A 24885-nucleotide genomic window follows, 5' to 3' on the forward strand; every position below is an offset into this window, starting at 1 on the left:
AGACTTCCGTCAGCTCGTCGACCTGCCGTACCGCGCGACAGTGGTCCGGACGGCTTCGTCCACCACCGCTGTCGTGCGGTCAGGGGTGACCGTCCAGTCCGGGAGGACCAGGCGCGGCCAGAACAGGTAATTGGAGATCATCCCGAGGAACTGCGTAGCGGCCATCTCCGGGTCGTCGACGTCCGCGGCTCCCGCCTCGTGCTCGGCCACGAGGTAGGTCCGGACGGACTCGAAGTACGGCAGTTTGCCCTGGGAGAAGTGCGCTCGGGCCAGTTCGGGAAAGCGTGGCAGTTCGGCGATCACGATGCGGAACAGATCGGTCATCTCCGGCCGGCTCAACAGCGTCGCGTAGTGCCGCCCGAGAACCGTGAGGCCGGCCGTCAGGTCACCGGCGGGCGGCACGTCGGCGACGTCGTTGCGGGCCCACGAGTCGATGACTATGGCATCGAACAGTGCCGCCTTCGTCGGGAACTGCTTGAACAGCGTCGCCTTCGACACGCCGGCGCTCTCGGCGATACGCGCCAGTGACGCCCGGTCGTAGCCCGACTCCAGGAAGAGCTCGGTGGCGGCCTGCAGGATCAGCGCGCGCTTCTCCTCCGCCACGCGCTGGTGATAGGCCGACGGCGCTGGGGTCATGCGCCCATCATAGCGAGGTGAGTGGGTTGACTCACCATCCGCAGGGGCGTAGCTTCGAGTGGTGAGTCGCTCGACTCACCACCCGTCCCGGGTGGTCGTCCCGTACGTACCGGAGGATCCGATGTCCCGTTTCGCCGATCAGACAGTTCTCGTCACCGGAGGCAGCGGCGGGCAGGGGGCCAGCCACGTCCGCGCCCTGCACGCCGAAGGCGCCAACGTCGTCATCGGTGGCATCGACGCCGACCGTGGCGCCGGCCTCGCCGCCGAGCTGGGACACCGGGCCCTCTCCGTCCGCCTGGACGTCACCCGGGAGGAGTCGTGGGCCGCCGCCGTCGCGGAGACCGAGAAGACATTCGGTGCGCTCACGATCCTCGTCAACAACGCCGGGGTGCAGAACCCGCCGGCCGTCATCGAGTCCACCGACCTGGCCACGTGGGCCCGCATCCTCGACGTCAACCTCACCGGCACGTTCCTCGGCATCAGGGCAGCCGCCCCGGCGCTGCGGCGCGCGGGGGGAGGAACGATCGTCAACATCGGCTCCACCACGGGCCTCGGCGGTACCGCCCTCTACGCGCCCTACGTCGCCGGCAAGTGGGCGGTTCGAGGGCTCACCCGGACCGCCGCCCTCGAACTGGGCCGCGACAACATCCGCGTCAACGCGATCCACCCCGGCGTGGTCGCCACCCCGTTCATCACCGAGCCGGCGGCCGGCAGCGACGCCCCGATCGCCGACTTCTACTCGCCCGAGCCGTTCGCCGTCCCGCGACTCGGGCAGCCCGCCGACATCACCGCGCTGCTGTTGTTCCTCACGTCGCCGGACGCGGCCTTCATCACCGGCGCCGAGTACGTCATCGACGGAGGGCTGCTCCTCGGCCCCGCACTGAAGAACGGCTCTCCGTCCTAACCGGCGGGGTGTTCGGCGCCCCGGGCGATGTTGCGGGCCATGCCGCCGAAGACGACGGCGTGGAAGGGGGCCACCGAGGCCCAGTAGAGGTGGCCGGGCAGGCCGCGCGGGAGGAACACGGCCCGCTGGACGTACCTGCTGCGGCCGTCCCCGTCCGGCTCGGCGCGCATCTCCAGCCAGGCCCGCCCGGGCAGCCGCATCTCGGCGCGCAGCCGCAGCAGCTCACCCGGGACGATCTCCTCGACCCGCCAGAAGTCCAGCGCCTCGCCGACCTGGAGCCGGTGCGGGTCGCGCCGGCCCCGGCGCAGCCCGACGCCGCCGATCAGGCGGTCCATCCAGCCGCGCACCGACCAGGCGAGCGGGAACGAGTACCAGCCGTTCTCGCCGCCGACGCCCTCGATGACCCGCCACAACGCCGCCGGTGGCGCGTCCACCGTCCGCTCCCGCAGATCGGTGTACGCGGTGCCGCCGGACCAGTGCGGATCCGACGGCAGCGGCTCGGCGGGCGCGTCCGGTCCGCTCGCGTTCGACCAGCGCGTCTCCACCTCCGCGTCGCGCACCTTCGTCAGCGCCAGCGCGACCGCCTGGTCGAAGCCGATCAGCCCGTCCGGCGGGTCCGGCACGTACCGGGCGATGTCGTGCTCGTGCGCCACCGCCTCGTGCACCAGGCTCTCCACGAGCGGCCGGGCGATCGCGTTCGGCACCGGCGTGATCAGGCCGACCCAGTGCGAGGAGAGCGACGGGGTGAGCGGGCGTACCGGCAGGATGACCCGGCGCCGCAGCCCGGCCACCCGGGCGTACCGCTGCATCATCTCGGAGAACGTCAGCACGTCCGGGCCGCCGATGTCGAAGGCCCGGTTGACGTCGGCCGGCAGGTGCGCGCAGCCGGCCAGGTAGCGCAGCACGTCCCGGACCGCGATCGGCTGGATCCGGTTGCGCACCCAGCGCGGGGTGACCATCGCCGGGAGCCGCTCGGTCAGGTGGCGCAGCATCTCGAACGAGGCCGAACCGGATCCGATGATCACGGCGGCGCGCAGCACCGCAGTGGGCACGCCGCTGTCCAGCAGGATCCGCGCGACCTCCGCCCGGGAGCGCAGGTGCGCCGAGGGCAGGCCGTCGCGCTCCGCCGGCTCCGGCCCGCCGAGATACACGATCCGGCGTACGCCCGCGGCGCGCGCCGCCTCGGCGAAGTTCGTCGCCGCCTCCCGGTCGGCCGCCTCGAAACCACGCTGGCCCAGCGAGTGGACCAGGTAGTACGCCACCTCCACGCCTGCGAACACGGCCGGCAGCGTCTCCGGCCGGCGGAGGTCGCCCTCGACGACCTCCGCCTCGGCCGCCCACGGCACGTCCCGCAGCCGTCCGGCGGTCCGGGCCAGGCAGCGTACGGTGTGCCCCTCGGCCAGCAGCCGGGGCGCGAGGCGTCCGCCGATGTAGCCGGTCGCACCGGTGACGAGGCATCTCACGGCATCCAGTGTGCGGCTCCGTAGACTCCTTCGCTGTGGAGAACGCGAGGGACACCTTCTGGGGGCCGGACTTTCAGCAGCTCAGTACCGTCGACCCGGAGATCGCCGAGGTGGTGCTGGGTGAGCTGGACCGGCTGCGCGGCGGCCTGCAACTGATCGCCAGCGAGAACCTCACCTCGCCCGCGGTGCTGGCCGCGCTGGGCTCCACGCTCACCAACAAGTACGCCGAGGGCTACCCGGGGCGGCGCTACTACGGCGGCTGCGCCGAGGTGGACCGGGCCGAGGAACTGGCGATCTCCCGGGCGAAGGAGCTGTTCGGCGCCGAGCACGCGAACGTCCAGCCGCACTCCGGGGCGAGCGCCAACCTGGCCGCGTACGCCGCCCTGGTGCAGCCGGGTGACACGGTGCTGGCCATGGACCTGCCGCACGGCGGGCACCTGACACACGGCAGCCGGGTGAACTTCTCCGGCAAGTGGTTCCACCCGGTCGGCTACACCGTCCGGCGGGACACCGGGACGATCGACTACGACGAGGTACGCGACCTGGCCCGCGCGCACCGGCCGAAGATGATCATCTGCGGCGCGACGGCTTACCCGAGGCTGATCGACTTCGCCCGCTTCCGGGAGATCGCCGACGAGGTCGACGCGTACCTGATGGTGGACGCCGCGCACTTCATCGGCCTGGTGGCCGGCGGCGCGATCCCGTCGCCCGTGCCGTACGCCGACGTGGTCACCGCGACCACCCACAAGGTGCTGCGCGGCCCGCGCGGCGGCATGATCCTCTGCCGGGAGCCGCTGGCGGCCCGGATCGACAAGGCGGTCTTCCCGTTCACCCAGGGCGGCCCGCTGATGCACGCCGTCGCCGCCAAGGCGGTCGCGCTGCGCGAGGCCGCGCAGCCCGAGTTCCGCACGTACGCCGCCCAGGTGGTCACCAACGCCCGCGCGCTCGCCGACGGGCTGGCCGCGGAGGGACTGCCGGCGGTGTCCGGCGGCACCGACACCCACCTGGCCCTGCTCGACCTGCGCGAGACCGGTGTGACCGGCGCCCAGGCCGAGGCCCGCTGCGACGCCGCCGGCATCACGCTGAACAAGAACGCCGTCCCGTACGACCCGCAGCCGCCGGCGGTGGCCTCCGGCATCCGGGTGGGCTCGCCGAGCGTCACCACCCAGGGCATGCGGGAAGGGGAGATGCGCCGGATCGCCACGTTGATCGGTCGGGCGGTGCGGACCGATCCGGAGTCCCCCGGGGGCGGCGACGAGCTGACCCGGATCGCCGCCGACGTGACCGAGCTGGTCACCGAGTTCCCGGCGTACCCCCGTGGCTGAGCCCGGGACGCGCGCGGCGGAGGCGACGGCGGACCGCGGCTGGCGACTGCGCCATCTGCCGGTGCTGCTGGCCGCGGTGGCGGTGCTGGCCGCTGTCGCGGCGGTGGTCGGCGGGGTGTGGCGCGGCGCGGACGGCGCGCTCGGCGCGGCGGCCGGGGTGGCCGTCACGGCTGCGAGCTACACGCTCACCACAGTGGTGCTTGCCTGGGCGGACTCGAAGGATCCGCAGCTCGTGCTGCCGTTCGGGCTGGGCCTCTACGTCGCCAAGATCACCGCGCTCGGCGGGGTGATGGTGCTGGTGGCCTCGACCGGCTGGCCGGGACTGATCCCGTTCTGTTTCGGCATCGCCGCGGGCGTGGTGGTCTGGACCGGTGTGCACGTCTGGTGGCTCACGACCGTCCATGCCCGACGGATGCTGCGCTGAGCCGTCCCACCCTTCGGGCGACGCGTGGTTCTGTCCGCGATCGGTCATTCTCTCAGTGGCGGGGGAGGAGTACCGTTCCTCCAGACGACTTCGCCCGCCCGTGTCCCACACAACCAGGTTGTGCGGGGGGTGAGGCACAACCTCTTCTGCTCGACTGATATCGTTCGCCCCGTCATGGCCGGTGACCAGAAACCCCCCAACACTGGCGGCTCGGGCGACGTTCCGTCCGGTGCCGGTCAGGGTTGGACCGCGCTCTCATACCTCATCGGGGGCATGCTCGTCTGGGGTTTCATCGGCTGGCTGGTCGACCGTTGGCTCGACACCGGCGGCATCGCCACCGGTATCGGGGTCGTGCTCGGCATGGCCGGGGGGATCATCCTGGTCGTCCGCCGACTTGGCACGCCTACTTAGGAAGGGACGCGGTGTTCGGACAGGCGAACGTCCTGGCTCAGGGCCAGGCGGAATTCCCACCGAGCGTGGGGGACTTCTACCTGCCCAGCATCCTGCCCTGGGGTGCGGAGAACTCGTACTGGTTCACCAAGATCACGGCGATGGTGTGGATCGCCGTCGGCGTGCTGATCATCTTCTTCCTGGCCACGTACCGGAAGCCGCAGCTGGTCCCCACCAAGAAGCAGTGGCTGGCCGAGTCGATCTACGGCTTCGTGCGCAACAACATCGCCGTGGACATGATCGGTCACGCGGGAGTGCGGTTCGCGCCGTACTTCACCACGCTCTTCTGCTTCATCCTGCTGACGAACTTCTTCGCGATCGTGCCGTTCTTCCAGATCTCGCCGAACTCGCACATCGCCTTCCCGGCCTTCCTCGCCGTGATCAGCTACGTGATGTTCAACTACGTCGGCATCCGGCACCACGGCTTCGTGAAGTACTTCAAGAACGCTCTGGTCCCGCCGGCGCCCTGGTTCATCCTGCCGCTGCTGATCCCGATCGAGCTGTTCTCGACCTTCATCGTCCGGCCGTTCTCGCTGGCCGTCCGTCTCTTCGCGAACATGTTCGCCGGCCACATGCTCCTGCTGGTCTTCACGCTCGGCGGGTTCGCCATGATCAGCGCCAACGCCTGGCTGGCACCGGTCTCGGTGCTGTCCTGGACGATGACTGTGGCGCTGACCTTCCTCGAGTTCCTGGTGATCTGTCTGCAGGCGTACGTCTTCACGGTGCTGACCGCCAGCTACGTGCAGGGCGCCCTCGCCGACGAGCACTGATCCGATCTTTCGCACCAACCGTTGTCGTCCCGCGTGACCGTCACGCGTGATAACCAGGAGGAACCAACCAATGGACATCTACGCCGCGGTAGAGGGCAGCACCGCCGCCATCGGCTACGGTCTCGCGGCCATCGGCCCGGGCATCGGCGTGGGCCTGGTCTTCTCGGCCTACATCCAGTCGACCGCCCGCCAGCCGGAGTCGTCCCGGATGACCCTGCCGTACGTCTGGATCGGCTTCGCCGTCATCGAGGCCCTCGCGCTGCTGGGTATCGCCTTCGGCTTCATCTGGCAGGGCAACCTCTAATTCGGCCCTGAGACCGGGAGGTTTCCGATGTACTTCCTCGCCGCTGAGGGTGGTGAGACGACCCACAACCCGATCATCCCTGTCTGGCAGGAGATCGTGGTCGGTGGGATCGCCTTCATCGTGCTCTGCTTCGTGCTGATGAAGTTCGTCTTCCCGCGCATGGAGCAGACGTTCCAGGCCCGGGTCGACGCGATCGAGGGCGGCATCAAGCGCGCCGAGGCCGCGCAGGCCGAGGCGAACCAGCTGCTCGAGCAGTACCGGGCCCAGCTCGCGGAGGCGCGTACCGACGCCGCCAAGATCCGGGACGACGCCCGGGCCGACGCCGAGGGCATCCGCCAGGACATCCTCGCCAAGGCGCGCGAGGAGTCCGACCGGATCATCGCCGCCGGCAAGGAGCAGCTCGCCGCGGAGCGGGCCACCATCGTGCGCGAGCTGCGCACCGAGGTCGGCACCATCGCGGTGGACCTGGCCAGCAAGATCGTCGGTGAGTCGCTGGCCGACGAGGCGCGTCGCAAGGGCACCGTCGACCGGTTCCTGAGCGGTCTCGAGAGCACGGGGGCCCGCTGATGCAGGCCGCCAGCCGGGAGTCGTACTCCGCCGGGGCCGAGCGCCTCGACGCGTACGCCCGCGGCGCGGAGCCGTCGGCGGTGGCCTCCACCGCCGACGACATCCTCTCCGTCGCCGACCTGCTGCGGCGCGAGCCGCGGCTGCGCCGGGCGCTGGCCGACCCGGCGCGCTCGGGTGAGGACCGCGCGGCTCTGCTCACCGGGATCCTGGGCGGGAAGGTCGGCGCGGACGCGCTCGACCTGCTCACCACGCTGGTCTCCGGTCGCTGGTCGGCCCCGTCGGAGCTGCTCGACGGCGTCGAGCGGATCGGCGTGGAGGCGCTCCTCGCGAGCGCCGACTCGACCGGCGATCTGGGCGAGGTCGAGGACGAGCTGTTCCGCTTCGGGAAGGTCGTCTCCGGTTCCGGCGAGCTGTCCAACGCGCTCTCCGACCCGATGGCCCCGGTGCAGCGGCGGGCCGAACTGGCCCAGCAGCTGCTGGCCGGCAAGGCCCGGCCGGTCACCGTCCGCCTCGTCGAGGCCGCGCTCGCCGGCTTCGGGGGACGCTCCTTCACCGGTGCGCTCACCCGGCTGGTCGAGCTGGCCGCCGACCGGCGGGACCGTCAGGTCGCGTACGTGACCGTGGCGGCTCCGCTGAACGACGAGGAGGAGCGACGCCTCGGCGCCCGCCTCTCCCAGATGTACGGTCGGGAGGTCTCCGTCAAGCAGACGGTCGACCCCGACGTGCTCGGCGGAGTGCGCGTGCGGGTCGGATCCGACCTGTACGACGGGACCGTCCTGCGCCGCCTCAACGAGACCCGCAACGCGCTCGCGAAGCGCTGACCAGCGTCTTAGCAGCCCTGATTCGACGCCATCGGACCGGTCGGTACTAGGTATCCCGGGCCCCTGATACTTAAGGAAGCAGAGGATGGCCGAGCTGACCATCTCGACGGAGGAGATCCGCGGCGCCCTGGAGCGCTACGTCTCCTCCTACACGGCCGACGTCTCCCGCGAGGAGGTCGGCACCGTCGCCGACGCCGGTGACGGCATCGCCCACGTCGAGGGTCTCCCCTCGACCATGACCAACGAGCTCCTGGAGTTCGAGGACGGCACGCTCGGCGTGGCGCTGAACCTCGACGTCCGGGAGATCGGTGTCGTCGTCCTCGGTGACTTCGGCGGGATCGAAGAGGGTCAGCGCGTCAAGCGCACCGGCCGGGTGCTCTCCGTGCCCGTCGGCGACGCGTTCCTCGGCCGCGTGGTGAACGCGCTCGGCGAGCCGATCGACGGCCTCGGCGACATCGCCAACGAGGGCTTCCGCGAGCTGGAGCTCCAGGCCCCGAACGTGATGTCCCGCAAGTCGGTCGACGAGCCGCTGCAGACGGGCATCAAGGCCGTCGACGCGATGACCCCGATCGGCCGTGGCCAGCGCCAGCTGATCATCGGTGACCGCAAGACCGGCAAGACCACTGTCGCCCTGGACACCATCCTCAACCAGCGCGAGAACTGGCGCTCCGGCGACCCGAAGAAGCAGGTCCGCTGCATCTACGTCGCGATCGGCCAGAAGGCCTCCACCATCGCCTCCATCAAGGGGACGCTGGAGGAGGCGGGCGCGATGGAGTACACCACCATCGTCGCCTCCCCGGCCTCCGACCCGGCCGGCTTCAAGTACCTCGCCCCCTACACCGGCTCGTCCATCGGGCAGCACTGGATGTACGGCGGCAAGCACGTCCTGATCGTCTTCGACGACCTGAGCAAGCAGGCCGAGGCGTACCGCGCCGTGTCGCTGCTGCTGCGCCGCCCGCCGGGCCGCGAGGCCTACCCGGGTGACGTCTTCTACCTGCACTCGCGTCTGCTGGAGCGCTGCGCCAAGCTCTCCGACGAGCTGGGCGGCGGCTCGATGACCGGTCTGCCGATCATCGAGACCAAGGCGAACGACATCTCGGCGTTCATCCCGACCAACGTCATCTCCATCACCGACGGCCAGATCTTCCTCGAGACCGACCTGTTCAACCAGGGCGTCCGGCCGGCCATCAACGTCGGCACCTCGGTCTCCCGGGTCGGTGGCGCCGCGCAGGTGAAGCCGATGAAGAAGGTCGCCGGCTCGCTGCGGCTGAACCTGGCCCAGTACCGCGAGCTGGAGGCGTTCGCCGCCTTCGCCTCCGACCTGGACCGGGCCTCCCGCGCCCAGCTGGACCGGGGTTCCCGCCTGGTCGAGCTGCTCAAGCAGCCGAACTACTCGCCGTACCCGGTGCAGGAGCAGGTCGTCTCCGTCTGGGCCGGCACCGAGGGCAAGCTGGACGACGTCCCGGTCGGCGAGGTCCGCCGCTTCGAGTCCGAGTTCCTCCAGTACCTCCGCCACAAGCACGAGGGCGTCCTGGCCGGAATCGCCGACAACAAGTGGGACGACGAGATCATCTCCTCGCTCGACTCCGCGATCAGCGAGTTCAAGCAGGTCTTCCTGGGCAAGGAGGACGAGGTCCGGGTCAACGACGCGCCGGCCAAGCCGCTGGAGGGCGAGGAGACCCGCGAGACGGTGACCCGCTTCCGCGACGGCACCACCGACCGCCCGGCCGAGAGCTGATCCGATGGCCGCCCAGGTACGCGTTCTCCGGCAGCGGATCCGTTCCGCCAAGGGGATGAAGAAGATCACCAAGGCGATGGAGCTCGTCGCGACGAGCCGCATCGCCAAGGCCCAGGCCAAGGTGGCGGCCTCGCTGCCGTACGCCGAGGCGATCACCGGCGTGCTGACGGCGCTGGCCTCGAACGCGCGGATCGACCACCCGCTGCTCACCCCGCGCGAGCGGGTGCGGCGGGCGGGCGTCCTGCTGGTCACCGCCGACCGGGGCCTGGCCGGTGGCTACAGCTCGAACGCGATCCGGACCGCCGAGTCGCTGATCGCCCGCCTGCGTGCCGACGGCAAGGAGCCCGTGCTCTACGTCATCGGCCGCAAGGGCGTGGCGTTCTACCGGTTCCGCAACCGGCAGATCGCCGCCAGCTGGACGGGTTTCTCCGAGCAGCCGTCGTTCGAGGACGCCCGCGAGGTCGGTGAGACGCTGATCAAGGCGTTCACCGCCGGCGCGGACGACACCGACAACGAGGCCGGCGCCGACGGGATCCTCGGCGTGGACGAGCTGCACATCGTCTACACCGAGTTCAAGTCCCTGATGACGCAGAACCCGGTGACCCGGATCGTCGGTCCGATGCAGGTCGAGGACCGGCCCCGGTCCGAGGGCCTGCTGCCGGCGTACGAGTTCGAGCCGGAGCCGGAGTCGCTGCTCGACGCCCTGCTGCCGAAGTACATCAACACGCGGATCTTCGCGGCGTTGCTGGAGTCGGCGGCCAGTGAGTCGGCCGCCCGTCGGCGGGCGATGAAGAGCGCCACCGACAACGCCGAAGAGATGATCGAGAAGTACACGCGTGAGATGAACTCGGCTCGTCAGGCCGGCATCACCCAGGAGATCAGTGAGATCGTCGGCGGCGCGAACGCGCTGGCCGCGTCGGGAAGTGAAGTGTGATGACTGTATCCGCAGTTGAGACCAAGACGGCCACGGGTCGCGTGGTCCGGGTCATCGGCCCGGTCGTCGACGCCGAGTTCCCGCGCGACGCCATGCCGGGGCTGTTCAACGCCCTGCACGTCGACGTGACCCTCTCCGGCGGTGAGAAGACGCTGACCCTGGAGGTCGCCCAGCACCTGGGTGACAACCTGATCCGCGCCATCTCGATGCAGCCGACCGACGGCCTGGTCCGCGGCACCGAGGTGCGCGACACCGGCGCGCCGATCAGCGTGCCGGTGGGCGACGCGGTCAAGGGCCACGTGTTCAACGCGATCGGCGAGTGCCTCAACCTCACCGAGGGCGAGACCATCCAGGCCGACGACCGGTGGGGCATCCACCGCAAGGCCCCGGCCTTCGCCGACCTGGAGCCGAAGACCGAGATGCTGGAGACCGGCATCAAGGTCATCGACCTGCTCGCCCCGTACGTCAAGGGCGGCAAGATCGGCCTGTTCGGCGGCGCGGGCGTGGGCAAGACGGTGCTCATCCAGGAGATGATCACCCGTGTCGCCCGCAACTTCGGTGGTACCTCGGTCTTCGCCGGCGTGGGTGAGCGCACCCGCGAGGGCAACGACCTCATCGCCGAGATGACCGAGTCGGGCGTCATCGACAAGACCGCGCTGGTCTACGGCCAGATGGACGAGCCGCCGGGCACCCGCCTGCGGGTCGCGCTGTCCGCGCTGACCATGGCGGAGTACTTCCGTGACGTGAAGAAGCAGGAGGTGCTGCTCTTCATCGACAACATCTTCCGCTTCACCCAGGCCGGTTCCGAGGTCTCCACGCTGCTCGGCCGCATGCCGAGCGCCGTGGGTTACCAGCCGACCCTGGCCGACGAGATGGGCGAGCTCCAGGAGCGGATCACCTCCGTCCGGGGCCAGGCCATCACCTCGATGCAGGCGATCTACGTGCCCGCCGACGACTACACCGACCCGGCGCCGGCCACCACGTTCGCCCACCTCGACGCGACCACCAACCTGGAGCGGTCGATCTCCGACAAGGGCATCTACCCGGCCGTGGACCCGCTGGCGTCCTCGTCCCGGATCCTCGCCCCGGAGTTCGTCGGCGAGGAGCACTTCGCCGTCGCCACCGAGGTGAAGCGGATCCTGCAGCGCTACAAGGACCTGCAGGACATCATCGCCATCCTCGGTATCGAGGAGCTCTCCGAGGAGGACAAGCTCACCGTCGGCCGCGCCCGCCGGATCGAGCGGTTCCTCTCGCAGAACACGTACGCGGCGGAGCAGTTCACCGGCGTGCCCGGCTCGACGGTCCCGATCGCCGAGACCATCGACGCCTTCCGCCGGATCAGCGAGGGGGAGTTCGACCACTTCCCGGAGCAGGCGTTCTTCATGTGCGGCGGCCTGGACGACCTGCGGGCCAAGGCCAAGGAGCTGATGGGCGAGGAGGGCTGAGAGCCCGCTCACACCCACGAGGGCCGTCCCGGCGAAAGCCGGGGCGGCCTTCGCCTTTTCCGGGCACTGCACTACCAGATGCCCGGTTCTCCGGCAAGCAGTTCGCCGGATCGCGCGGTACCGTTCCTGACACGACTTCACATTCGGCCGTTGATCTCTGCAACCAAACGGACCCCCGCGCCCGTCTTCCTACCCGTGGGCGCGACGATTGGAGATGCTCGTGGGCGGTAAGGGCGGCGCGGATCGCGGGAAGCGGTCCATGTGGCGCGGCGTGCCCCGGTGGGCCCGCGTCTGCACGATCCTGGGCATCGTCATGGTGGTGCTCAGCGGCTCCGTGCTGATCGGCTCGCGCGCCCTCGTCGCCCGCTACGAGGGATCGGTGGGCAAGGCCGACCTCTTCGGTGACCAGGCCGCCGGCGCCAACGAGAAGAAGAGCGACATCAAGGGCCCGCTCAACATCCTGCTCGTCGGCGTGGACCCCCGGACCGCGACCGCCCGCCCGCTCGCCGACTCGATCATGGTCCTGCACGTGCCCGCCACCATGGACCGCGGCTACCTCTTCTCGCTGCCGCGTGACCTGCGGGTGGACATCCCGGAGTTCCCCAAGGCCGACTACTCGGGCGCCAACGACCGGCTCAACGCGGCCATGTCGCACGGCAGCAACGTGCCGGGGCAGAACCCCAGCACCGCGCAGGGCTTCGAGCTGCTCGCCAACACCGTGCAGGAGGTCACCGGCATCAAGCGCTTCGACGCCGGTGCGATCATCAACTTCAGCGGTTTCAAGAAGATCGTCGACGCCATGGGCGGCGTCGACATGTACATCGAGCGGGAGGTGCGCTCGGAGCACCTCCAGCCGGACGGCACGCCGCGCCAGCTCAAGCCCGGCGGTGGTGGCTACCTCGGGCCGCAGGCCGTGTACAAGAAGGGCAACGCCCACCTCAAGGGCTGGCAGGCGCTGGACTACGTCCGGCAGCGCTACCCGAAGAACGGCGTGCCGGACGCCGACTACGGCCGGCAGCGGCACCAGCAGCAGTTCGTCAAGGCGATGGTGAGCCAGGCGTTCAGCGCCGACGTGGTGGCCAACCCGGTCAAGCTGGACCGGGTGCTGCGCGCGGCCGGGAAGTCGCTGGTGTTCAACGGCCGCGGCAACAGCGTGGTCGACTTCGGGCTGGCCCTGAAGGACATCCGGCCCGAGGCGATCGAGACGATCAAGCTGCCGGGCGGCCCGATCGGTACCGGCAGCAACTACCGGGGTGAGCAACTGCTCGAACCGGCGGAGGACTTCTTCACCGCCCTGCGTACCGAACAGCTCGACGCATTCCTGCTGGAGCACCCCGACTTCAAGCAGAAGACCAAGTAGCCTGAGCGGGTGCGGGACCGTGGTGGTCCGGCTCTCACCACCCGCGTTGGGTGGGCTGCGGGGTCGCGACTAGACTTTCGGCAATCCGCCGCCGCAGCAAGGAGACAGCGTGGCACAGCAGCTTCACGTCGAGCTCGTAGCCGTCGAGGAGAAGGTCTGGACCGGCGAGGCCGAGATGGTCGTCGCCCGGACGACCGAGGGTGAGCTCGGTGTGCTGCCTGGGCACGCACCGCTGCTCGGCCAGCTCGCCGAACCCAGCCAGGTACGCATCAAGCAGGCCGGTGGCCAGCAGATCGCGTACGACGTGGCCGGCGGCTTCCTGTCGGTGACCGGTGAGGGCGTCACAGTCCTCGCCGAGAGCGCAACCCCCGCCACCCCGGCCCGCTGAGCCGACCCGCCGATGGAGATCGTCGAAGGGATCGGAATCGGCTTCGCGATCGTCGTCGTCGCGCTTCTGATCCTCTTCATCCGGCGGGCCCTGTTCACGCGTAGCGGTGGCATCATCCGGCTGAGCGTCCGGGTCAACACGATCCTCGACGGTCGTGGCTGGTCACCCGGGTTCGGTCGCTTCGTGGGCGACGAACTCCGCTGGTACCGCATGTTCAGCTTCGCGCTGCGCCCCAAGCGGGTGCTCTCCCGCAAGGGGCTGGCGGTCGAGCGCCGCCGGCTGCCCGAGGGGCAGGAGCGCATGTCGATGCCCGCCGAGTGGGTGATCCTGCGCTGTACCAGCCACCACGCGCCGATCGAGATCGCCATGGCGCGATCCACGGTCACCGGATTCCTGTCCTGGCTCGAGGCCGCCCCACCCGGGGCGGCCTCGCCGCGTCTGGCCTCCCAGGACTGGCCCGCCGCCTGACCCTCACCCCAACACCCCGTCAACGGGTCACGGGGGTCGTGCCGGGTCGCCGCCGCTGACGCCGATCTTGGAGTTGTGGCGCCAGGAAATGCCCGGTTCGCGCCATTAGTGAGGCACCACAACTCCAAGATCGCCGCACCCTTCCCGGCACCTCCCGCGATCTTGCACTTTGGTGCCCGGCAAACCTCGCAAAATGAGACGCCCAGAGGGCTCGAACTGCAAGATCGCGCGGGTGGTCGTGCGGGCGACCCGATTGGCGTCGCGCTCCCGCACCGAGCCAGCCCCGCTCGGGCCAGCCCGCCCCGGGTCAGTCCTGCCTGGGTCAGCCCGCCCCGGGGCAGCCCGGCCCGGCTCGGGGTCGATCATGAAGTTGGCGGTGTTTGGTGTCCGGTTTGTCGGCGTCAACTTCATGATCGACGGCGCGAGGTGCGGGGCGCGGGAGTGTTGTGACCGTGTGGGCCGGGGTGTCTGGTTCGGGGGTGGTGGGTGGCACTCTGGGGGTGGAATCGCGGGCGGGTGGGTGGCGTTGTAACCGGGTGAACGACCGAGCGTCGGCGGCGCGCCCTGCGAGCGGGGTGGTGTCCGCAGGCCAGGGAATCATCCTGGCCGGCTGGTCGTTGAACACGGTTCCGACGACGTGAACCCCCGCCGCTTTCTGGTGGCGTGTGGTGCCTCCGGGAATGGTGGCGGGTGGCGGGTCGTTGAACAGTGTTCCGGCGCCGCGACGAGGCCCCCTGCCCTCGCGAGCAGCCGGATCCCCCGAAGACTTTTTTGAGCGCCTGACGGTGCTCGCACCCGCGCCGGCCCCCCTGTCGGTGTGGGCGTCGATCCCCCGAATGGAGCCCTCCATGAACACGATTCTGCGTAAGAGCATTCTGGGTGTTGCTGGTCTGGCTTTCACCGGTGGCGTGTTCGCCGGTCCGGTGGCCGCTCATGCGGCGGAGACCACGCATGTGGCGAAGCCGGTCAGTGTGAGCGTGCAGGGTGACAAGCTGATCCCGCACGGTGTGCAGGGTGAGCAGTCGCGTATCGACCTGAACGACGAGCAGACCGCCAATGTGAAGGCGATCATTGCGGCGACGAAGAAGGCCGGTATGGACGAGCGTGCCGCTGTCGTGTCGATCGCGACGGCGTTGCAGGAGTCGAAGCTGGAGAACCTCGGCCACCTCGGCGACCGTAACGACCACGACTCGCAGGGCCTGTTCCAGCAGCGCCCGTCCAGCGGGTGGGGCACGGTGGAGCAGATCACCGACCCCGAATACTCCACCACGGCGTTCCTGAAGGGTCTGAAGCAGGTCGACGGCTGGCAGGACATGCCGCTGACCAAGGCCGCCCAGACCGTCCAGGTGTCGGCCTACCCGGACCACTACGCCCAGTGGGAGCAGCAGGCCGCCGACCTCGTCGCCCAGCACTGGAACAGTTGAGACCAACAAGTCAGACCAAGCTGAAGGCCGGCACCCCGAACCAACGGGGTGCCGGCCTTTCTCACGTCTCCGCGACCAACTCGACCTCGTACCCCTGCCCGTCGGTGAGGTAGGCGGCGTAGCTGTCCGGGCCGCCCGCGTGTGGGTGCCGGTCCGGGAACAGCAGCGTCCAGCCGTACTCTCCAGCGGCAGCGACCAGGCGTTCGACGGCGGCCGGCGGGCCGGCGTGGAAGGCCAGGTGGTTCAGGCCGGGCGCACGCCTGTCGTGGGTGCGGCCGGTGAGCGCGGGTGACTCCTCCAGCACGACGTATGTGGCGCCGAGCCGCCAGGAGCGGCCGGCGGGCCAGTCCTGGTACGGCGTCCAGCCCAGTTCGCCGAGAAGCCAGCCCCAGGAACGACTGGCCGCGGCCAGGTCGGGTACCCACACCTCCACGTGATGGAGGCCGCCGATGGTCAGCGCTTCCCGCCCGGCACCCATAGCACGTCGCCGTCCGGATTTGCCGTTCTTGACAGGATAAAGAGCAAATCGGAGAGCCGGTTGAGATACTTTGCCGGGAGGGGACTGGTCCGATCGGGGTCGTGTGCGACCAGCGCCCATGCCGCACGCTCGGCGCGCCGGGCGGTCGTCCGTGCCACGTGCAGCAGTGCCGCGCCCGCGGTGCCGCCGGGGAGGATGAAGGAGTCGAGCTTGCTCAGGCGCGCGTTGTACTCGTCGCACCAGCCCTCGAGGCGCTCGACGTACTCCTCGGTCACCCGCAGCGGCGGGTACTTCGGATCCGGCTCCACAGGCGTCGCCAGGTCCGCGCCGACGTCGAACATGTCGTTCTGCACGGATTCCAGCACGGCCCGCAGCTCGTCCGAGAGCTGCCCCAGGGCGAGCGCGACGCCGATCGAGGCGTTGCACTCGTCCACGTCCGCGTACGCGGCGATGCGCGGATCGGTCTTCGGCACCTGCTCGTTGTTGCTCAGCCTGGTCATGCCGGCGTCGCCGGCCTTGGTGTAGATGCGCGTGAGGTGGACGGCCATGACGCACAGCCTACGGATACCGGACCTGACCATCCCGGCCCGGCCGAGCCCGGTGGGGCCGGGGGACGCGGGAGATCCGGCGGTCAACGACGTCGACGTCATCCGGGTACGCGGTGACGCCCGGCTCGCCGGCACCGTGCACGTGGTGGGTGCGAAGAACTCCGCGCTGAAGCTGATGGCCGCCGCGCTGCTCGCGCCCGGCCGCAGCCTGATCACCAACGTGCCCCGGATCACCGACATCGCGATCATGGGCGAGGTGCTGCGGCGGCTCGGTTGCGGCGTACGTTTCGGGCCGGACGACCCGGTCGACCCGATGGTGGCGCACGGCGGTGTGGAGCGGTCCCGCTCGGTGCTCATCGACGTGCCGGAACGGCCGGGTGCGGAAGCCGACTACGACCTGGTGCGGCGGCTGCGCGCGTCGATCTGCGTACTCGGCCCGCTGCTGGCCCGCCGGGGGTACGTCCGGGTGGCCCACCCGGGCGGCGACGCCATCGGCTCGCGCGGTCTGGACATGCACATCGCCGGGCTGGCCCGGATGGGCGCGGAGATTTCCGGTGAGCACGGCTTCGTCATCGCCGAGGCGCCGGGCGGGCTGCACGGTGCCGACATCGTGCTGGACTTCCCGAGCGTGGGCGCGACCGAGAACCTGGTCATGGCGGCGGTGCTGGCCCGGGGCGCCACGACGATCGACAACGCGGCCCGGGAGCCGGAGATCGTCGACATCTGCACGATGCTGAACCGGATGGGCGCGCGGATCGAGGGGGCTGGCACGTCGACGCTGCACATCGTCGGCGTACCCGAGCTGCGGCCGGTCCGGCACGCCACGGTGGGGGACCGGATCGTGGCCGGCACGTGGGCGTTCGCCGCCGCGATGACCCGCGGCGACGTGACGGTGACCGGCCTGGACCCGGCGTACCTGGAGGTCGCGCTGGACAAGCTGGTCGCGGCCGGCGGCCTGGTGGAGACGCGAGGCGACGCCTTCCGGGTACGCATGGACGACCGCCCGAGGGCGGTCGACGTGGTCACGCTGCCCTACCCGGGCTTCGCCACCGACCTGCTGCCGATGGCGATCGGGCTGGCGGCGGTCAGCGAGGGCGGCTCGCTGATCACCGAGAACATCTTCGACGGCCGGTTCATGTTCGCCAACGAGATGATGCGGCTGGGCGCGGAGATCCGTACCGACGGTCACCACGCCCTGGTGTGCGGCCGGGAGCGGCTGTCCGGCGCCCCGGTACGCGCGACCGACATCCGGGCCGGTGCCGGCCTGATCATCGCCGGGCTCTGCGCCGACGGCCTCACCGAGGTCTCGCACGTGCACCACGTCGACAGGGGCTATCCGGACTTCGTGGCCGACCTGCGGGCGCTCGGCGTCGAGGTGGAGCGCGGCACCGCGCCGGAGGAGCCGGACCTGGCCATCTGACGGCCGGGGCTTATCCCTCGTTAAGTAGGGTTCTCCCAGACGTTGCAGAACACGGCGAGGGAGAAGCAGATGGCGGGTCGACTCGCGGTCGTCGGTGCCGGGCTGATGGGCTCGGGCATCGCCCAGGTGGCGGCGCAGGCGGGCTGGCAGGTGACGCTGCGCGACATCGACGACGCGGCCACGAAGCGCGGTGTGGACGGCATCCGGAAGTCGCTGACGAAGTTCGCCGAGAAGGGCAAGATCGAGGCGTCCGACGTCGAGGCGACGCTGGGCCGGATCACCCCGACCACCGACCTGGAGGCCGCCGCCGACGCGGACATCGTGGTCGAGGCGGTCTTCGAGAAGATCGAGATCAAGCACGAGGTGTTCCGCGCGCTCGACAAGATCTGCAAGGCGGACGCGGTGCTCGCCACCAACACGTCGGCCATCCCGGTGACCCAGATCGCCACCGCCACCGAGCGCCCGGAGTCGGTCGTCGGCACGCACTTCTTCTCGCCGGTGCCGATGATGAAGCTCTGCGAGCTGGTACGCGGCTACAAGACCAGCGACGCGACCATGGACACGGTCAAGTCGTTCGCCGAGGAGATCGGCAAGACCGTCGTGGTGGTCAACCGGGACATCGCCGGCTTCGTCACCACCCGGCTGATCTGCGCGCTGGCGATGGAGGCGGTCAAGCTCGTCGAGTCCGGCGTGATCTCCGCCGAGGACCTGGACACCGCCTGCAAGCTGGGCTTCGGCCACGCGATGGGCCCGCTCGCGACGGTCGACCTGACCGGCGTGGACGTGCTGCTCAACGCCACCCGCAACATCTACACCGACACCGCCGACGAGAAGTTCTTCCCGCCGGAGCTGCTCCAGCGCATGGCGACCGCCGGCGACCTGGGCCGCAAGACTGGCCAGGGCTTCTACTCGTACTGACCGGCCCGTCGTTCCGCCCCCGGCCCGCGCGGCCGGGGGCGGTTCACGTGCGGTGCCGGTTCACGTCCGGGGCGGGTTGAGCGCGGCGCCGATCAGCGCGAACGCGTCCGGGATGACTGTGCCCCAGTAGCCGAAGTTGTGCCGCCCGTCGGCCCAGGCGGCGCGTACCGGCTCCTCGGGCAGCGCCCGGGCCAGCGCGCGCACGTCCTTCAGGAAATTGTCCTGCCGCCCGCACCAGAGCCCGACCGGGGTGCCGCGCAGCCTCTCCACGCCGGTGAAGACCGCGTCGCCGGCGCTGACCGCGGGGGAGAAGGCCGCGGCCATCCGCAGCCACTTCGGGTACGTCTCGGCGAGCAGCAACGCGCCGAAGCCGCCCATCGACCAGCCCCACACGGCCAGCCGGCTGCTGTCGAACCCGCGCCGGGCGCACCAGGTGGGCACCTCCTCGCGCACCATCCGCTGCGGGTCGTCGTCACCGGCGGCGCGCCAGGACAGCCGCCCGCCGGTGGCGCCCGCGAGCGCGAACGGCGGGGCGCCCCGGCGTACCGCGTCGGTGAGGAAGCGGGCCAGCCCGAACCGGCCGTAGTCGCGCGGGGTGGCCGATGCGCCGTGCAGCACCAGGCAGACGGGCAGGCCGCGGCCGTCGCCGTACCCCTCGGGGACGGCCGTCCAGAAGTCCACCTCGCGGCCGCGCGCGCCGGACGCGATGCGGATGAGCCGTTCGTCGCCGGCCGGCGCGTCCGGCAGGGCCGGTGCCGGTCCCGGGCGAGGGCCGGAGAGCTGCCGGGCGGCGAGGCCGCCGACCACCGCGGCGCCGGCCACGCCGGCGGCGGCGCCGAGCAGGGTACGCCGGGTCAGCGTCGATGCCATGCCGGCGAGTGTGCCACCGCGAGGCGCGCGTTAAGAAGGGGCCCTTCCTCTACCGCAGGCGTTAAGAGGGGGCCCTTCCTTACACCTCAGCCGTCGCGCTTGGTGGTCCAGCGGAACGTGGTCAGGCAGAGCACCAGGCCGATGACGCACCAGGCGCCCAGCACCAGCGCGACGGTGCCCAGCTCGAATGAGCCGCCCGGCTCCCGGGCGCCGAAGCTGTCCGGCAGGAAGACCGAGCGCAGCCCCTGGCACATCCACTTGAGCGGGAAGATCGCCGCGACCTGCTGCATCCAGGTGGGCAGGCTGGTGAAGACGAAGAACACGCCGGAGATGAACTGGAGCACCAGCGCGACCGGGGTGACCACGGCCGAGCCGCTGCGGGCGGTGCGGGCCAGCGACGAGATGGCGATGCCGCACAGCGTGCAGGCGGTGACGCCGAGGACGGCGACCCAGGCGAACGTCAGCCACTTGCCGGTGGTCTGCGGCAGTTGCAGGTCGAACATCGCCACCGAGACGGCGAGCAGCAGCGCGGTCTCGGCGATGCCGATGACCACCACCATGATCACCTTGCCGGCGAACCAGACCCACTTCGGCATCGGCGTGCCGCGGTAGCGCTTGAGCACGCCCCGGTCCCGCTCGATCGGGATCCAGATGCCGAGGTTCTGGAAGCTCACGGTCATCAGGCCGGTCGCGATCATGCCGGTGATGAAGTACTGGGTGTAGCTGACCCCGGGGGCGATCTCGTCGCTGAAGATCGCCGCGAAGATCAGGATCATGATGATCGGGAAGCCCATCGTGAACACGACGGACTCCCGGCTGCGCAGGAACTGGGTGATCTCCAGCCGCCCCTGACGCAGCGCCAGCGCGCCCGCCCCGGACCGCCGGGCGGAGGTGGCGGCGACCGGGGCCGCCGGCTTCGTCGTGGTGGTCATGAGTGTCCGATCATCCGCAGGTAGACGTCTTCCAGGGTCGGCCGGGTCACCGTCAGGCCGGGCACCTCGCCGCCGAAGCGCGCGGCCAGGTCGGCCACCAGCGCCGTCGGCGTCGCGGTCTCCGCCGAGGCCGGCGTCCCGTCGGGGGTACGCCAGGAGACCGTCGCGAGCGACTCCTGCCGGTTGCCCAGCGCGTTCGGCGGGGCGACCTCGATCACCCGACCGGCGGCGATCACGCCGACCCGGTCGGCGAGCGCCTCGGCCTCGTCCAGGTAGTGGGTGGTGAGCACGATCGTGGTGCCGGCGGCGGACAGGTCCCGGATCAGCTCCCAGAACTCGCGCCGGGCCTCCGGGTCGAAGCCGGTGGTCGGCTCGTCGAGGAAGAGCAGCTCGGGGCGGCCGATGATGCCCAGCGCCACGTCGAGGCGGCGCTTCTGCCCGCCGGAGAGCGTGTGCGTACGCGCCTTGGCCTTGGCCCCCAGCCCGACCCGCTCGACCACCTTGTCCGGGTCGTCGGCGTCGGGGTAGAAGCCGGAGAAGTGGCGGACCACCTCGCCGACTGTGAGCTCGTCGAACTCGCCGGTGCCCTGGAGCACGATGCCGACGCGGGAGCGCCAGCCGGCGTCGGGGTGGGCGGGGTCGGCGCCGAGGACGCGTACCTCGCCGGCGTCGCGCTGCCGGTAGCCCTCCAGGATCTCGACCGTGGTGGTCTTGCCGGCGCCGTTGGGACCGAGCAGAGCGAACACCTCGCCCCGGCGGACGTCCAGGTCCACCGACGCGACCGCGACGTTGTCGCCGTACGCCTTGCGCAGCCCTCGCACGGAAATCGCGAGCTCGTTCTCCATGACGTCAAGTGTGCGTCGTGCGGTCGCCCGTTCCACTGCCGGGTCAGCTATATACGCGGGGTATACACTCGGTGTAGTCTCCGGTCATGACGGTTCCCCTGACCCTGCTCGGGCTGCTCGAACGCGAACCGAGCCACGGCTACGACCTCAAGCGCGACTACGACACCTTCTTCGGGCGCGGCAAGCCGCTGCCGTACGGGCAGGTCTACTCGACGCTGAGCCGGCTGGCCCGCGACGGCAAGGTGGTGGTCGGGGACGTCGCTCCCGGCGCCGGGCCGGACCGCAAGCGCTACGTCATCACCGACCGGGGCGCCACCGAGGTCGAGCACTGGCTGACCGAGCCGGTCGAGCCGGAACCGCACCTCCAGACCCTGTTGTTCACCAAGGTCGTGCTCGCGCTGATGCTCGACCGCCCGGCCGAGGAGTACCTGGACACCCAGCGCGCCGCCCACCTGCGCCGGATGCGCGAACTCACCGAGATCAAACGCAGCGGCGAACTCGTCGACGTGATGCTCGCCGACCACGGCCTCTACCACCTGGAGGCGGACCTGCGGTGGATCGAGACGACAGGCGCCCGGCTGGACGCCCTGAGGAAGGCGGTTCGGCCATGAGCCCGATGATCGAGGCCCGGGACGTCACGTACGCGTTCGGCGAGACACCCGCCCTGCGCGGCGCGAGCCTCGCCGTGTCGGCCGGTGAGGTCGTCGCCGTGATGGGACCGAGCGGCTCCGGCAAGTCGACGCTGCTGCACTGCCTGGCCGGCATCCTGCGCCCCGACTCCGGCGAGGTCCGGTTCGACGGCACCCGGATCGACACCCTCGGCGAGGCCGACCGCAGCACGCTGCGCCGCGACAGCTTCGGCTTCGTCTTCCAGTTCGGGCAGCTCGTGCCGGAACTCACCGCGGCGGAGAACGTGGCGTTGCCACTGCTGCTGCGCGGCGTCCGCCGCACTCCGGCGCTGCGCGCCGCCCGGGGCTGGTTCGAGCGGCTCGGCCTGGCCGGCCTGGAGCACCGCCGGTCCGGCGAACTGTCCGGCGGGCAGGCCCAGCGGGTCGCGCTGGCCCGCGGTCTGGTCGCCGAGCCCCGTGTGCTGTTCGCCGACGAGCCCACCGGCGCGCTCGACTCGCTCACCGGCGAGGAGGTGATGACGCTGCTCGTGGACGCCGCCCGCGAGCGTGGCACCACTGTCGTCCTGGTGACGCACGAGGCGCGCATCGCCGCGTACGCCGACCGCGAGGTCATGGTGCGCGACGGCCGGGTCAACGCCCCTGCCGGGGTCGCCTCGTGATCGGGCTCGCGCTCCGGCTCGCCGTCGCCGGCGGGCGGGAGGCGCTGGTCCGGCTGGTCGCCATCGCCGCCGCCGTCGCTGTGGGCACCGGGCTGCTGCTCACCACGCTCGCCGGTGTGCACGCCACCGACGCCCAGCTCACCCGGTACGCGTCGATGTACCCGCAGGAGACGGCCGACGGGGCCGCCGACCCGCTGCTGTGGTCCACCCGGACCGACTACTTCCGGGGCGACCAGATCATCCGCGTCGACGTCGCCGCGACCGGCCCGGACGCGCCCACGCCGGTCGGTGTTCCCCGAGCCCCGGGGCCCGGCGAGTTCTACGCCTCCCCGGCGTTGCGGAAGCTGCTGGCGACCGTCCCCGCCGACCAGCTCGCCGACCGCTATCCGGGCCGGGACCTCGGTGCCGTCGGGCCGGCGGCGCTCACCTCGCCGGACACCCTGCTCGTCCTGGTCGGCGGCACTCCGGAGCAGGTGGGCGGGCTCGACCAGGTCCGGAAGGTCACCCGGCTCGACGGAAACAGCGCTCCGCTGCCCGGGGCCGCGGTCGACCTCATCCTCGGCGTGGTGGCGGGCGGCCTGCTGTTCCCCGTACTCGTCTTCATCGGCACGGCGACCCGGCTCGGCGCCGCCCGCCGGGAGCAGCGGTTCGCCGCCATGCGGCTGGTCGGTGCCACGCCCCGGCAGATCTCGGCCATCGCGGCCGTCGAGGCCGCGCTCGCGGCGGCGGCCGGGGCGGCGGTCGGCTTCGCGATGTTCTTCGCGCTCCGCGGGCAGCTCGCCGGCATCCCGTTCACCGGCATGCCGTTCTTCCCGGAGGACATGGCCGTCGGGGCGCCGGAGGCCCTCGTGGTGGCGGTGGGCGTGCCGGCGGGCGCGGCGGCCGCGGCCTGGATCGCGCTGCGCCGGGTCCGGATCTCCCCGCTCGGCGTCACCCGCCGGGTCACGCCCCGGCCGCCCCGTGTGTACCGGCTGATCCCGCTCGCGCTCGGCCTGGCCGGGCTGGGCTTCGCCCTGGTGTACCGGCCGCCCACCTCGGACGGTCAGACCGCGCTGTTCCTGCCCGCGCTGTTGCTGGTCATGGTCGGGCTGATCGCGGCCGGGCCGTGGCTGACCATGGTCGGCGCCCGGGCGATGGCCGCTCGCGCCGGCCGGCCCGCCGCGCTCATCGCCGCGCGCCGGCTCGCCGACAATCCGGCCGCCGGGTTCCGCGCGGTGGGCGGGGTGATGCTCGCGCTGTTCGTCACGACGGTGGCGGTCGGGGTGATGGGGACGATCACGTACGAGCGCGGTCCCGCACCCCGGGGTTCCCTGGAGGCCGGCCGGCTGTCGATGGTGCTGACGGACGACCCGCCGGTACCCGGCACGCTGCCGGCCGACCTGGCGGCGATTCCCGGCGTCCGCAACCCGGTGCTCGTGCGGGAGAACCCGGTACGCGAGAACGGCCGCGACTTCGGCGTGATCGCCTGCGCGGACATCCCGCCCGCCTACGGACGGTGCGCTCCGGGGGCGAGCGTCGCCGAGGTGCCGCCGGACCTGATCCCCTGGCGGGGGTCCGCCTCGGCCGACCGGATCTGGCCGTCGTCCCCGGTGGACCCGGCGGCCCTCGCGGGGCTCCCGGCGGGCTCGGTGGCGGTCGAGGCGGCGGACCCGGTCGCTGTGGAGCGGGCCCGGACGGTCCTCGAAGCGGCGTTCCCCGCCTTCTTCGTGGCGCCGAACGTGCCAGGCGACTTCGAGGCCGACTTCGCCGACACCATGCGGGGCTGGCAGCGGCTGGCCGACATCGTCGTGGTGGCCGGTCTCGTGCTCGCCGGATGCAGCCTGGCCGTCGCAGTGGCGGCCGGCCTCAGTGAACGGAAGCGGCCGTTCAGCCTGCTCCGGCTCAGCGGCGCCCCGGTACGGCTGCTGCGCCGGGTGGTGGCAGTGGAGAGCGTGGTGCCGCTGCTGACCGTCGCCGTGGTCGCGGTCGGGATGGGACTGGTCGCCGCGCAGTTGTTCCTGCGCGCGCAGATGCAGTACGACCTGCGCCTGCCGGGGATCGGGTTCGCCGCGGTGACGGCCCTCGGCGTCCTGGGCTGCCTCGCGGTCGTCGCCGCCACCCTGCCGCTGCTGGAACGGATCACCGGCCCGGAGACCGCCCGCAGCGAATGACCCGTACGGTGGGCC

At 71.1% G+C, this 24885-nt stretch carries 27 protein-coding genes; 20 read left to right on the forward strand and 7 right to left on the reverse strand.

Going from position 1 to position 24885, the window contains the following annotated elements; all coding sequences use genetic code 11:
* Positions 1 to 9: 9 nt before the first annotated feature.
* Positions 10 to 636, reverse strand: a complete 627-nt coding sequence (locus tag ML5_RS15755) for a TetR/AcrR family transcriptional regulator (RefSeq protein WP_013288265.1) — start codon at positions 634 to 636, stop codon at positions 10 to 12.
* 61 nt (positions 637 to 697) lie between these two features.
* On the opposite strand from ML5_RS15755, the gene ML5_RS15760 reads away from it, so the two are divergent.
* Positions 698 to 1540: an SDR family NAD(P)-dependent oxidoreductase gene (locus tag ML5_RS15760; protein ID WP_236619420.1), complete on the forward strand. Its 843-nt coding sequence runs from the start codon at positions 698 to 700 to the stop codon at positions 1538 to 1540.
* Here the strand turns inward: ML5_RS15760 and ML5_RS15765 are convergent.
* Entirely contained in the window at positions 1537 to 3003 is a 1467-nt protein-coding gene (locus tag ML5_RS15765; protein WP_013475359.1) for an SDR family oxidoreductase, read from the reverse strand. The genes ML5_RS15760 and ML5_RS15765 overlap by 4 nt on opposite strands.
* A 35-nt stretch (positions 3004 to 3038) precedes the next feature.
* Here ML5_RS15765 and glyA point away from each other — a divergent pair, with 35 nt between their 5' ends.
* The 14 genes from glyA (at position 3039) to ML5_RS15835 (ending at position 15421) form a co-directional block, all read left to right on the forward strand.
* Positions 3039 to 4328, forward strand: a complete 1290-nt coding sequence (gene glyA, locus ML5_RS15770; RefSeq protein ID WP_030271779.1) for a serine hydroxymethyltransferase — start codon at positions 3039 to 3041, stop codon at positions 4326 to 4328.
* Entirely contained in the window at positions 4321 to 4752 is a 432-nt protein-coding gene (locus ML5_RS15775) for a hypothetical protein (RefSeq protein ID WP_013288261.1), read from the forward strand. The genes glyA and ML5_RS15775 overlap by 8 nt, the downstream gene beginning before the upstream one ends.
* Positions 4753 to 4926: 174 nt before the next feature.
* Entirely contained in the window at positions 4927 to 5163 is a 237-nt protein-coding gene (locus ML5_RS15780) for an AtpZ/AtpI family protein (protein WP_013288260.1), read from the forward strand.
* Positions 5164 to 5174: 11 nt separating this feature from the next.
* A complete protein-coding gene (atpB, locus tag ML5_RS15785) occupies positions 5175 to 5972 on the forward strand; it encodes a F0F1 ATP synthase subunit A (protein ID WP_013288259.1) in 798 nt (265 codons plus the stop codon).
* 70 nt (positions 5973 to 6042) lie between these two features.
* A complete protein-coding gene (locus ML5_RS15790) occupies positions 6043 to 6276 on the forward strand; it encodes an ATP synthase F0 subunit C (protein WP_013288258.1) in 234 nt (77 codons plus the stop codon).
* 27 nt (positions 6277 to 6303) lie between these two features.
* Positions 6304 to 6843, forward strand: a complete 540-nt coding sequence (locus tag ML5_RS15795) for a F0F1 ATP synthase subunit B (protein WP_013288257.1) — start codon at positions 6304 to 6306, stop codon at positions 6841 to 6843.
* Positions 6843 to 7664 (forward strand): F0F1 ATP synthase subunit delta, encoded by an 822-nt coding sequence (locus ML5_RS15800; RefSeq protein ID WP_013288256.1) that lies wholly within the window; start codon positions 6843 to 6845, stop codon positions 7662 to 7664. Before ML5_RS15795 ends, ML5_RS15800 begins: the two co-directional genes overlap by 1 nt.
* 85 nt (positions 7665 to 7749) lie before the next feature.
* Positions 7750 to 9402 (forward strand): F0F1 ATP synthase subunit alpha, encoded by a 1653-nt coding sequence (gene atpA / locus ML5_RS15805; RefSeq protein WP_013288255.1) that lies wholly within the window; start codon positions 7750 to 7752, stop codon positions 9400 to 9402.
* Between the two features lie 4 nt (positions 9403 to 9406).
* The gene (locus ML5_RS15810; protein WP_013288254.1) at positions 9407 to 10336 is read left to right on the forward strand and encodes a F0F1 ATP synthase subunit gamma; all 930 of its coding nucleotides are present in this window, start codon (positions 9407 to 9409) and stop codon (positions 10334 to 10336) included.
* Entirely contained in the window at positions 10336 to 11781 is a 1446-nt protein-coding gene (gene atpD / locus ML5_RS15815) for a F0F1 ATP synthase subunit beta (protein ID WP_013288253.1), read from the forward strand. The genes ML5_RS15810 and atpD overlap by 1 nt, the downstream gene beginning before the upstream one ends.
* Before the next feature lie 214 nt (positions 11782 to 11995).
* On the forward strand, positions 11996 to 13141 hold the full coding sequence (locus ML5_RS15820) for an LCP family protein (protein ID WP_030271777.1): 1146 nt from the start codon (positions 11996 to 11998) through the stop codon (positions 13139 to 13141).
* A 109-nt stretch (positions 13142 to 13250) separates the two neighbouring features.
* Positions 13251 to 13529, forward strand: coding sequence for a F0F1 ATP synthase subunit epsilon (locus ML5_RS15825; RefSeq protein WP_013288251.1), 279 nt, complete (start codon positions 13251 to 13253; stop codon positions 13527 to 13529).
* A gap of 12 nt (positions 13530 to 13541) precedes the next feature.
* Positions 13542 to 13997, forward strand: a complete 456-nt coding sequence (locus tag ML5_RS15830) for a DUF2550 domain-containing protein (protein ID WP_013475361.1) — start codon at positions 13542 to 13544, stop codon at positions 13995 to 13997.
* A gap of 848 nt (positions 13998 to 14845) precedes the next feature.
* The gene (locus ML5_RS15835; RefSeq protein WP_013475362.1) at positions 14846 to 15421 is read left to right on the forward strand and encodes a hypothetical protein; all 576 of its coding nucleotides are present in this window, start codon (positions 14846 to 14848) and stop codon (positions 15419 to 15421) included.
* A 61-nt stretch (positions 15422 to 15482) separates the two neighbouring features.
* Here the strand turns inward: ML5_RS15835 and ML5_RS15840 are convergent, their stop codons facing one another.
* Positions 15483 to 15899: a VOC family protein gene (locus ML5_RS15840; protein ID WP_013475363.1), complete on the reverse strand. Its 417-nt coding sequence runs from the start codon at positions 15897 to 15899 to the stop codon at positions 15483 to 15485.
* Entirely contained in the window at positions 15875 to 16447 is a 573-nt protein-coding gene (locus ML5_RS15845; RefSeq protein WP_013475364.1) for a cob(I)yrinic acid a,c-diamide adenosyltransferase, read from the reverse strand. Before ML5_RS15845 ends, ML5_RS15840 begins: the two co-directional genes overlap by 25 nt.
* On the opposite strand from ML5_RS15845, the gene murA reads away from it, so the two are divergent.
* Positions 16446 to 17867, forward strand: coding sequence for a UDP-N-acetylglucosamine 1-carboxyvinyltransferase (murA, locus tag ML5_RS15850; RefSeq protein ID WP_030271442.1), 1422 nt, complete (start codon positions 16446 to 16448; stop codon positions 17865 to 17867). The genes ML5_RS15845 and murA overlap by 2 nt on opposite strands.
* A 69-nt stretch (positions 17868 to 17936) precedes the next feature.
* A complete protein-coding gene (locus ML5_RS15855; RefSeq protein WP_013475365.1) occupies positions 17937 to 18785 on the forward strand; it encodes a 3-hydroxyacyl-CoA dehydrogenase family protein in 849 nt (282 codons plus the stop codon).
* A gap of 60 nt (positions 18786 to 18845) precedes the next feature.
* Here ML5_RS15855 and ML5_RS15860 read toward each other — a convergent pair whose 3' ends face one another.
* From ML5_RS15860 to ML5_RS15870, 3 genes are all read right to left on the reverse strand, one after another.
* Positions 18846 to 19655 carry an alpha/beta hydrolase family protein gene (locus tag ML5_RS15860; protein WP_013475366.1) on the reverse strand — a complete coding sequence of 270 codons (810 nt, stop codon included), beginning with the start codon at positions 19653 to 19655 and terminating at the stop codon, positions 18846 to 18848.
* An 86-nt stretch (positions 19656 to 19741) separates the two neighbouring features.
* Positions 19742 to 20587, reverse strand: coding sequence for an ABC transporter permease (locus tag ML5_RS15865; protein WP_013288243.1), 846 nt, complete (start codon positions 20585 to 20587; stop codon positions 19742 to 19744).
* Positions 20584 to 21432, reverse strand: a complete 849-nt coding sequence (locus ML5_RS15870) for an ABC transporter ATP-binding protein (protein WP_013288242.1) — start codon at positions 21430 to 21432, stop codon at positions 20584 to 20586. Before ML5_RS15870 ends, ML5_RS15865 begins: the two co-directional genes overlap by 4 nt.
* Positions 21433 to 21518: 86 nt before the next feature.
* On the opposite strand from ML5_RS15870, the gene ML5_RS15875 reads away from it, so the two are divergent.
* The 3 genes from ML5_RS15875 to ML5_RS15885 are packed head-to-tail and all read left to right on the forward strand — an operon-like array spanning position 21519 to position 24870.
* Positions 21519 to 22043, forward strand: a complete 525-nt coding sequence (locus ML5_RS15875) for a PadR family transcriptional regulator (RefSeq protein WP_013288241.1) — start codon at positions 21519 to 21521, stop codon at positions 22041 to 22043.
* Positions 22040 to 22720, forward strand: a complete 681-nt coding sequence (locus ML5_RS15880; RefSeq protein ID WP_013475367.1) for an ABC transporter ATP-binding protein — start codon at positions 22040 to 22042, stop codon at positions 22718 to 22720. The genes ML5_RS15875 and ML5_RS15880 overlap by 4 nt, the downstream gene beginning before the upstream one ends.
* Complete coding sequence (locus tag ML5_RS15885) at positions 22717 to 24870, forward strand: FtsX-like permease family protein (protein ID WP_013475368.1); 2154 nt, start codon at positions 22717 to 22719, stop codon at positions 24868 to 24870. The genes ML5_RS15880 and ML5_RS15885 overlap by 4 nt, the downstream gene beginning before the upstream one ends.
* Positions 24871 to 24885 lie beyond the last annotated feature (15 nt).

Source organism: Micromonospora sp. L5 (assembly GCF_000177655.2).
Lineage (GTDB): Bacteria > Actinomycetota > Actinomycetes > Mycobacteriales > Micromonosporaceae > Micromonospora > Micromonospora aurantiaca.

Coding starts and splice junctions, on each gene's coding strand:
- ML5_RS15820 (WP_030271777.1), top strand. CDS start 11,996: ATGCTCGTGGGCGGTAAGGGCGGCGCGGATCGCGGGAAGCGGTCCATG.
- ML5_RS15840 (WP_013475363.1), bottom strand. CDS start 15,899: ATGGGTGCCGGGCGGGAAGCGCTGACCATCGGCGGCCTCCATCACGTG.
- ML5_RS15865 (WP_013288243.1), bottom strand. CDS start 20,587: ATGACCACCACGACGAAGCCGGCGGCCCCGGTCGCCGCCACCTCCGCC.
- atpA (WP_013288255.1), top strand. CDS start 7,750: ATGGCCGAGCTGACCATCTCGACGGAGGAGATCCGCGGCGCCCTGGAG.
- ML5_RS15755 (WP_013288265.1), bottom strand. CDS start 636: ATGACCCCAGCGCCGTCGGCCTATCACCAGCGCGTGGCGGAGGAGAAG.
- ML5_RS15875 (WP_013288241.1), top strand. CDS start 21,519: ATGACGGTTCCCCTGACCCTGCTCGGGCTGCTCGAACGCGAACCGAGC.
- ML5_RS15860 (WP_013475366.1), bottom strand. CDS start 19,655: ATGGCATCGACGCTGACCCGGCGTACCCTGCTCGGCGCCGCCGCCGGC.
- ML5_RS15780 (WP_013288260.1), top strand. CDS start 4,927: ATGGCCGGTGACCAGAAACCCCCCAACACTGGCGGCTCGGGCGACGTT.
- ML5_RS15790 (WP_013288258.1), top strand. CDS start 6,043: ATGGACATCTACGCCGCGGTAGAGGGCAGCACCGCCGCCATCGGCTAC.
- ML5_RS15835 (WP_013475362.1), top strand. CDS start 14,846: ATGAACACGATTCTGCGTAAGAGCATTCTGGGTGTTGCTGGTCTGGCT.
- murA (WP_030271442.1), top strand. CDS start 16,446: ATGACGCACAGCCTACGGATACCGGACCTGACCATCCCGGCCCGGCCG.
- ML5_RS15795 (WP_013288257.1), top strand. CDS start 6,304: ATGTACTTCCTCGCCGCTGAGGGTGGTGAGACGACCCACAACCCGATC.
- ML5_RS15855 (WP_013475365.1), top strand. CDS start 17,937: ATGGCGGGTCGACTCGCGGTCGTCGGTGCCGGGCTGATGGGCTCGGGC.
- ML5_RS15800 (WP_013288256.1), top strand. CDS start 6,843: ATGCAGGCCGCCAGCCGGGAGTCGTACTCCGCCGGGGCCGAGCGCCTC.
- ML5_RS15845 (WP_013475364.1), bottom strand. CDS start 16,447: ATGGCCGTCCACCTCACGCGCATCTACACCAAGGCCGGCGACGCCGGC.
- ML5_RS15810 (WP_013288254.1), top strand. CDS start 9,407: ATGGCCGCCCAGGTACGCGTTCTCCGGCAGCGGATCCGTTCCGCCAAG.
- atpD (WP_013288253.1), top strand. CDS start 10,336: ATGACTGTATCCGCAGTTGAGACCAAGACGGCCACGGGTCGCGTGGTC.
- ML5_RS15880 (WP_013475367.1), top strand. CDS start 22,040: ATGAGCCCGATGATCGAGGCCCGGGACGTCACGTACGCGTTCGGCGAG.
- ML5_RS15870 (WP_013288242.1), bottom strand. CDS start 21,432: ATGGAGAACGAGCTCGCGATTTCCGTGCGAGGGCTGCGCAAGGCGTAC.
- ML5_RS15830 (WP_013475361.1), top strand. CDS start 13,542: ATGGAGATCGTCGAAGGGATCGGAATCGGCTTCGCGATCGTCGTCGTC.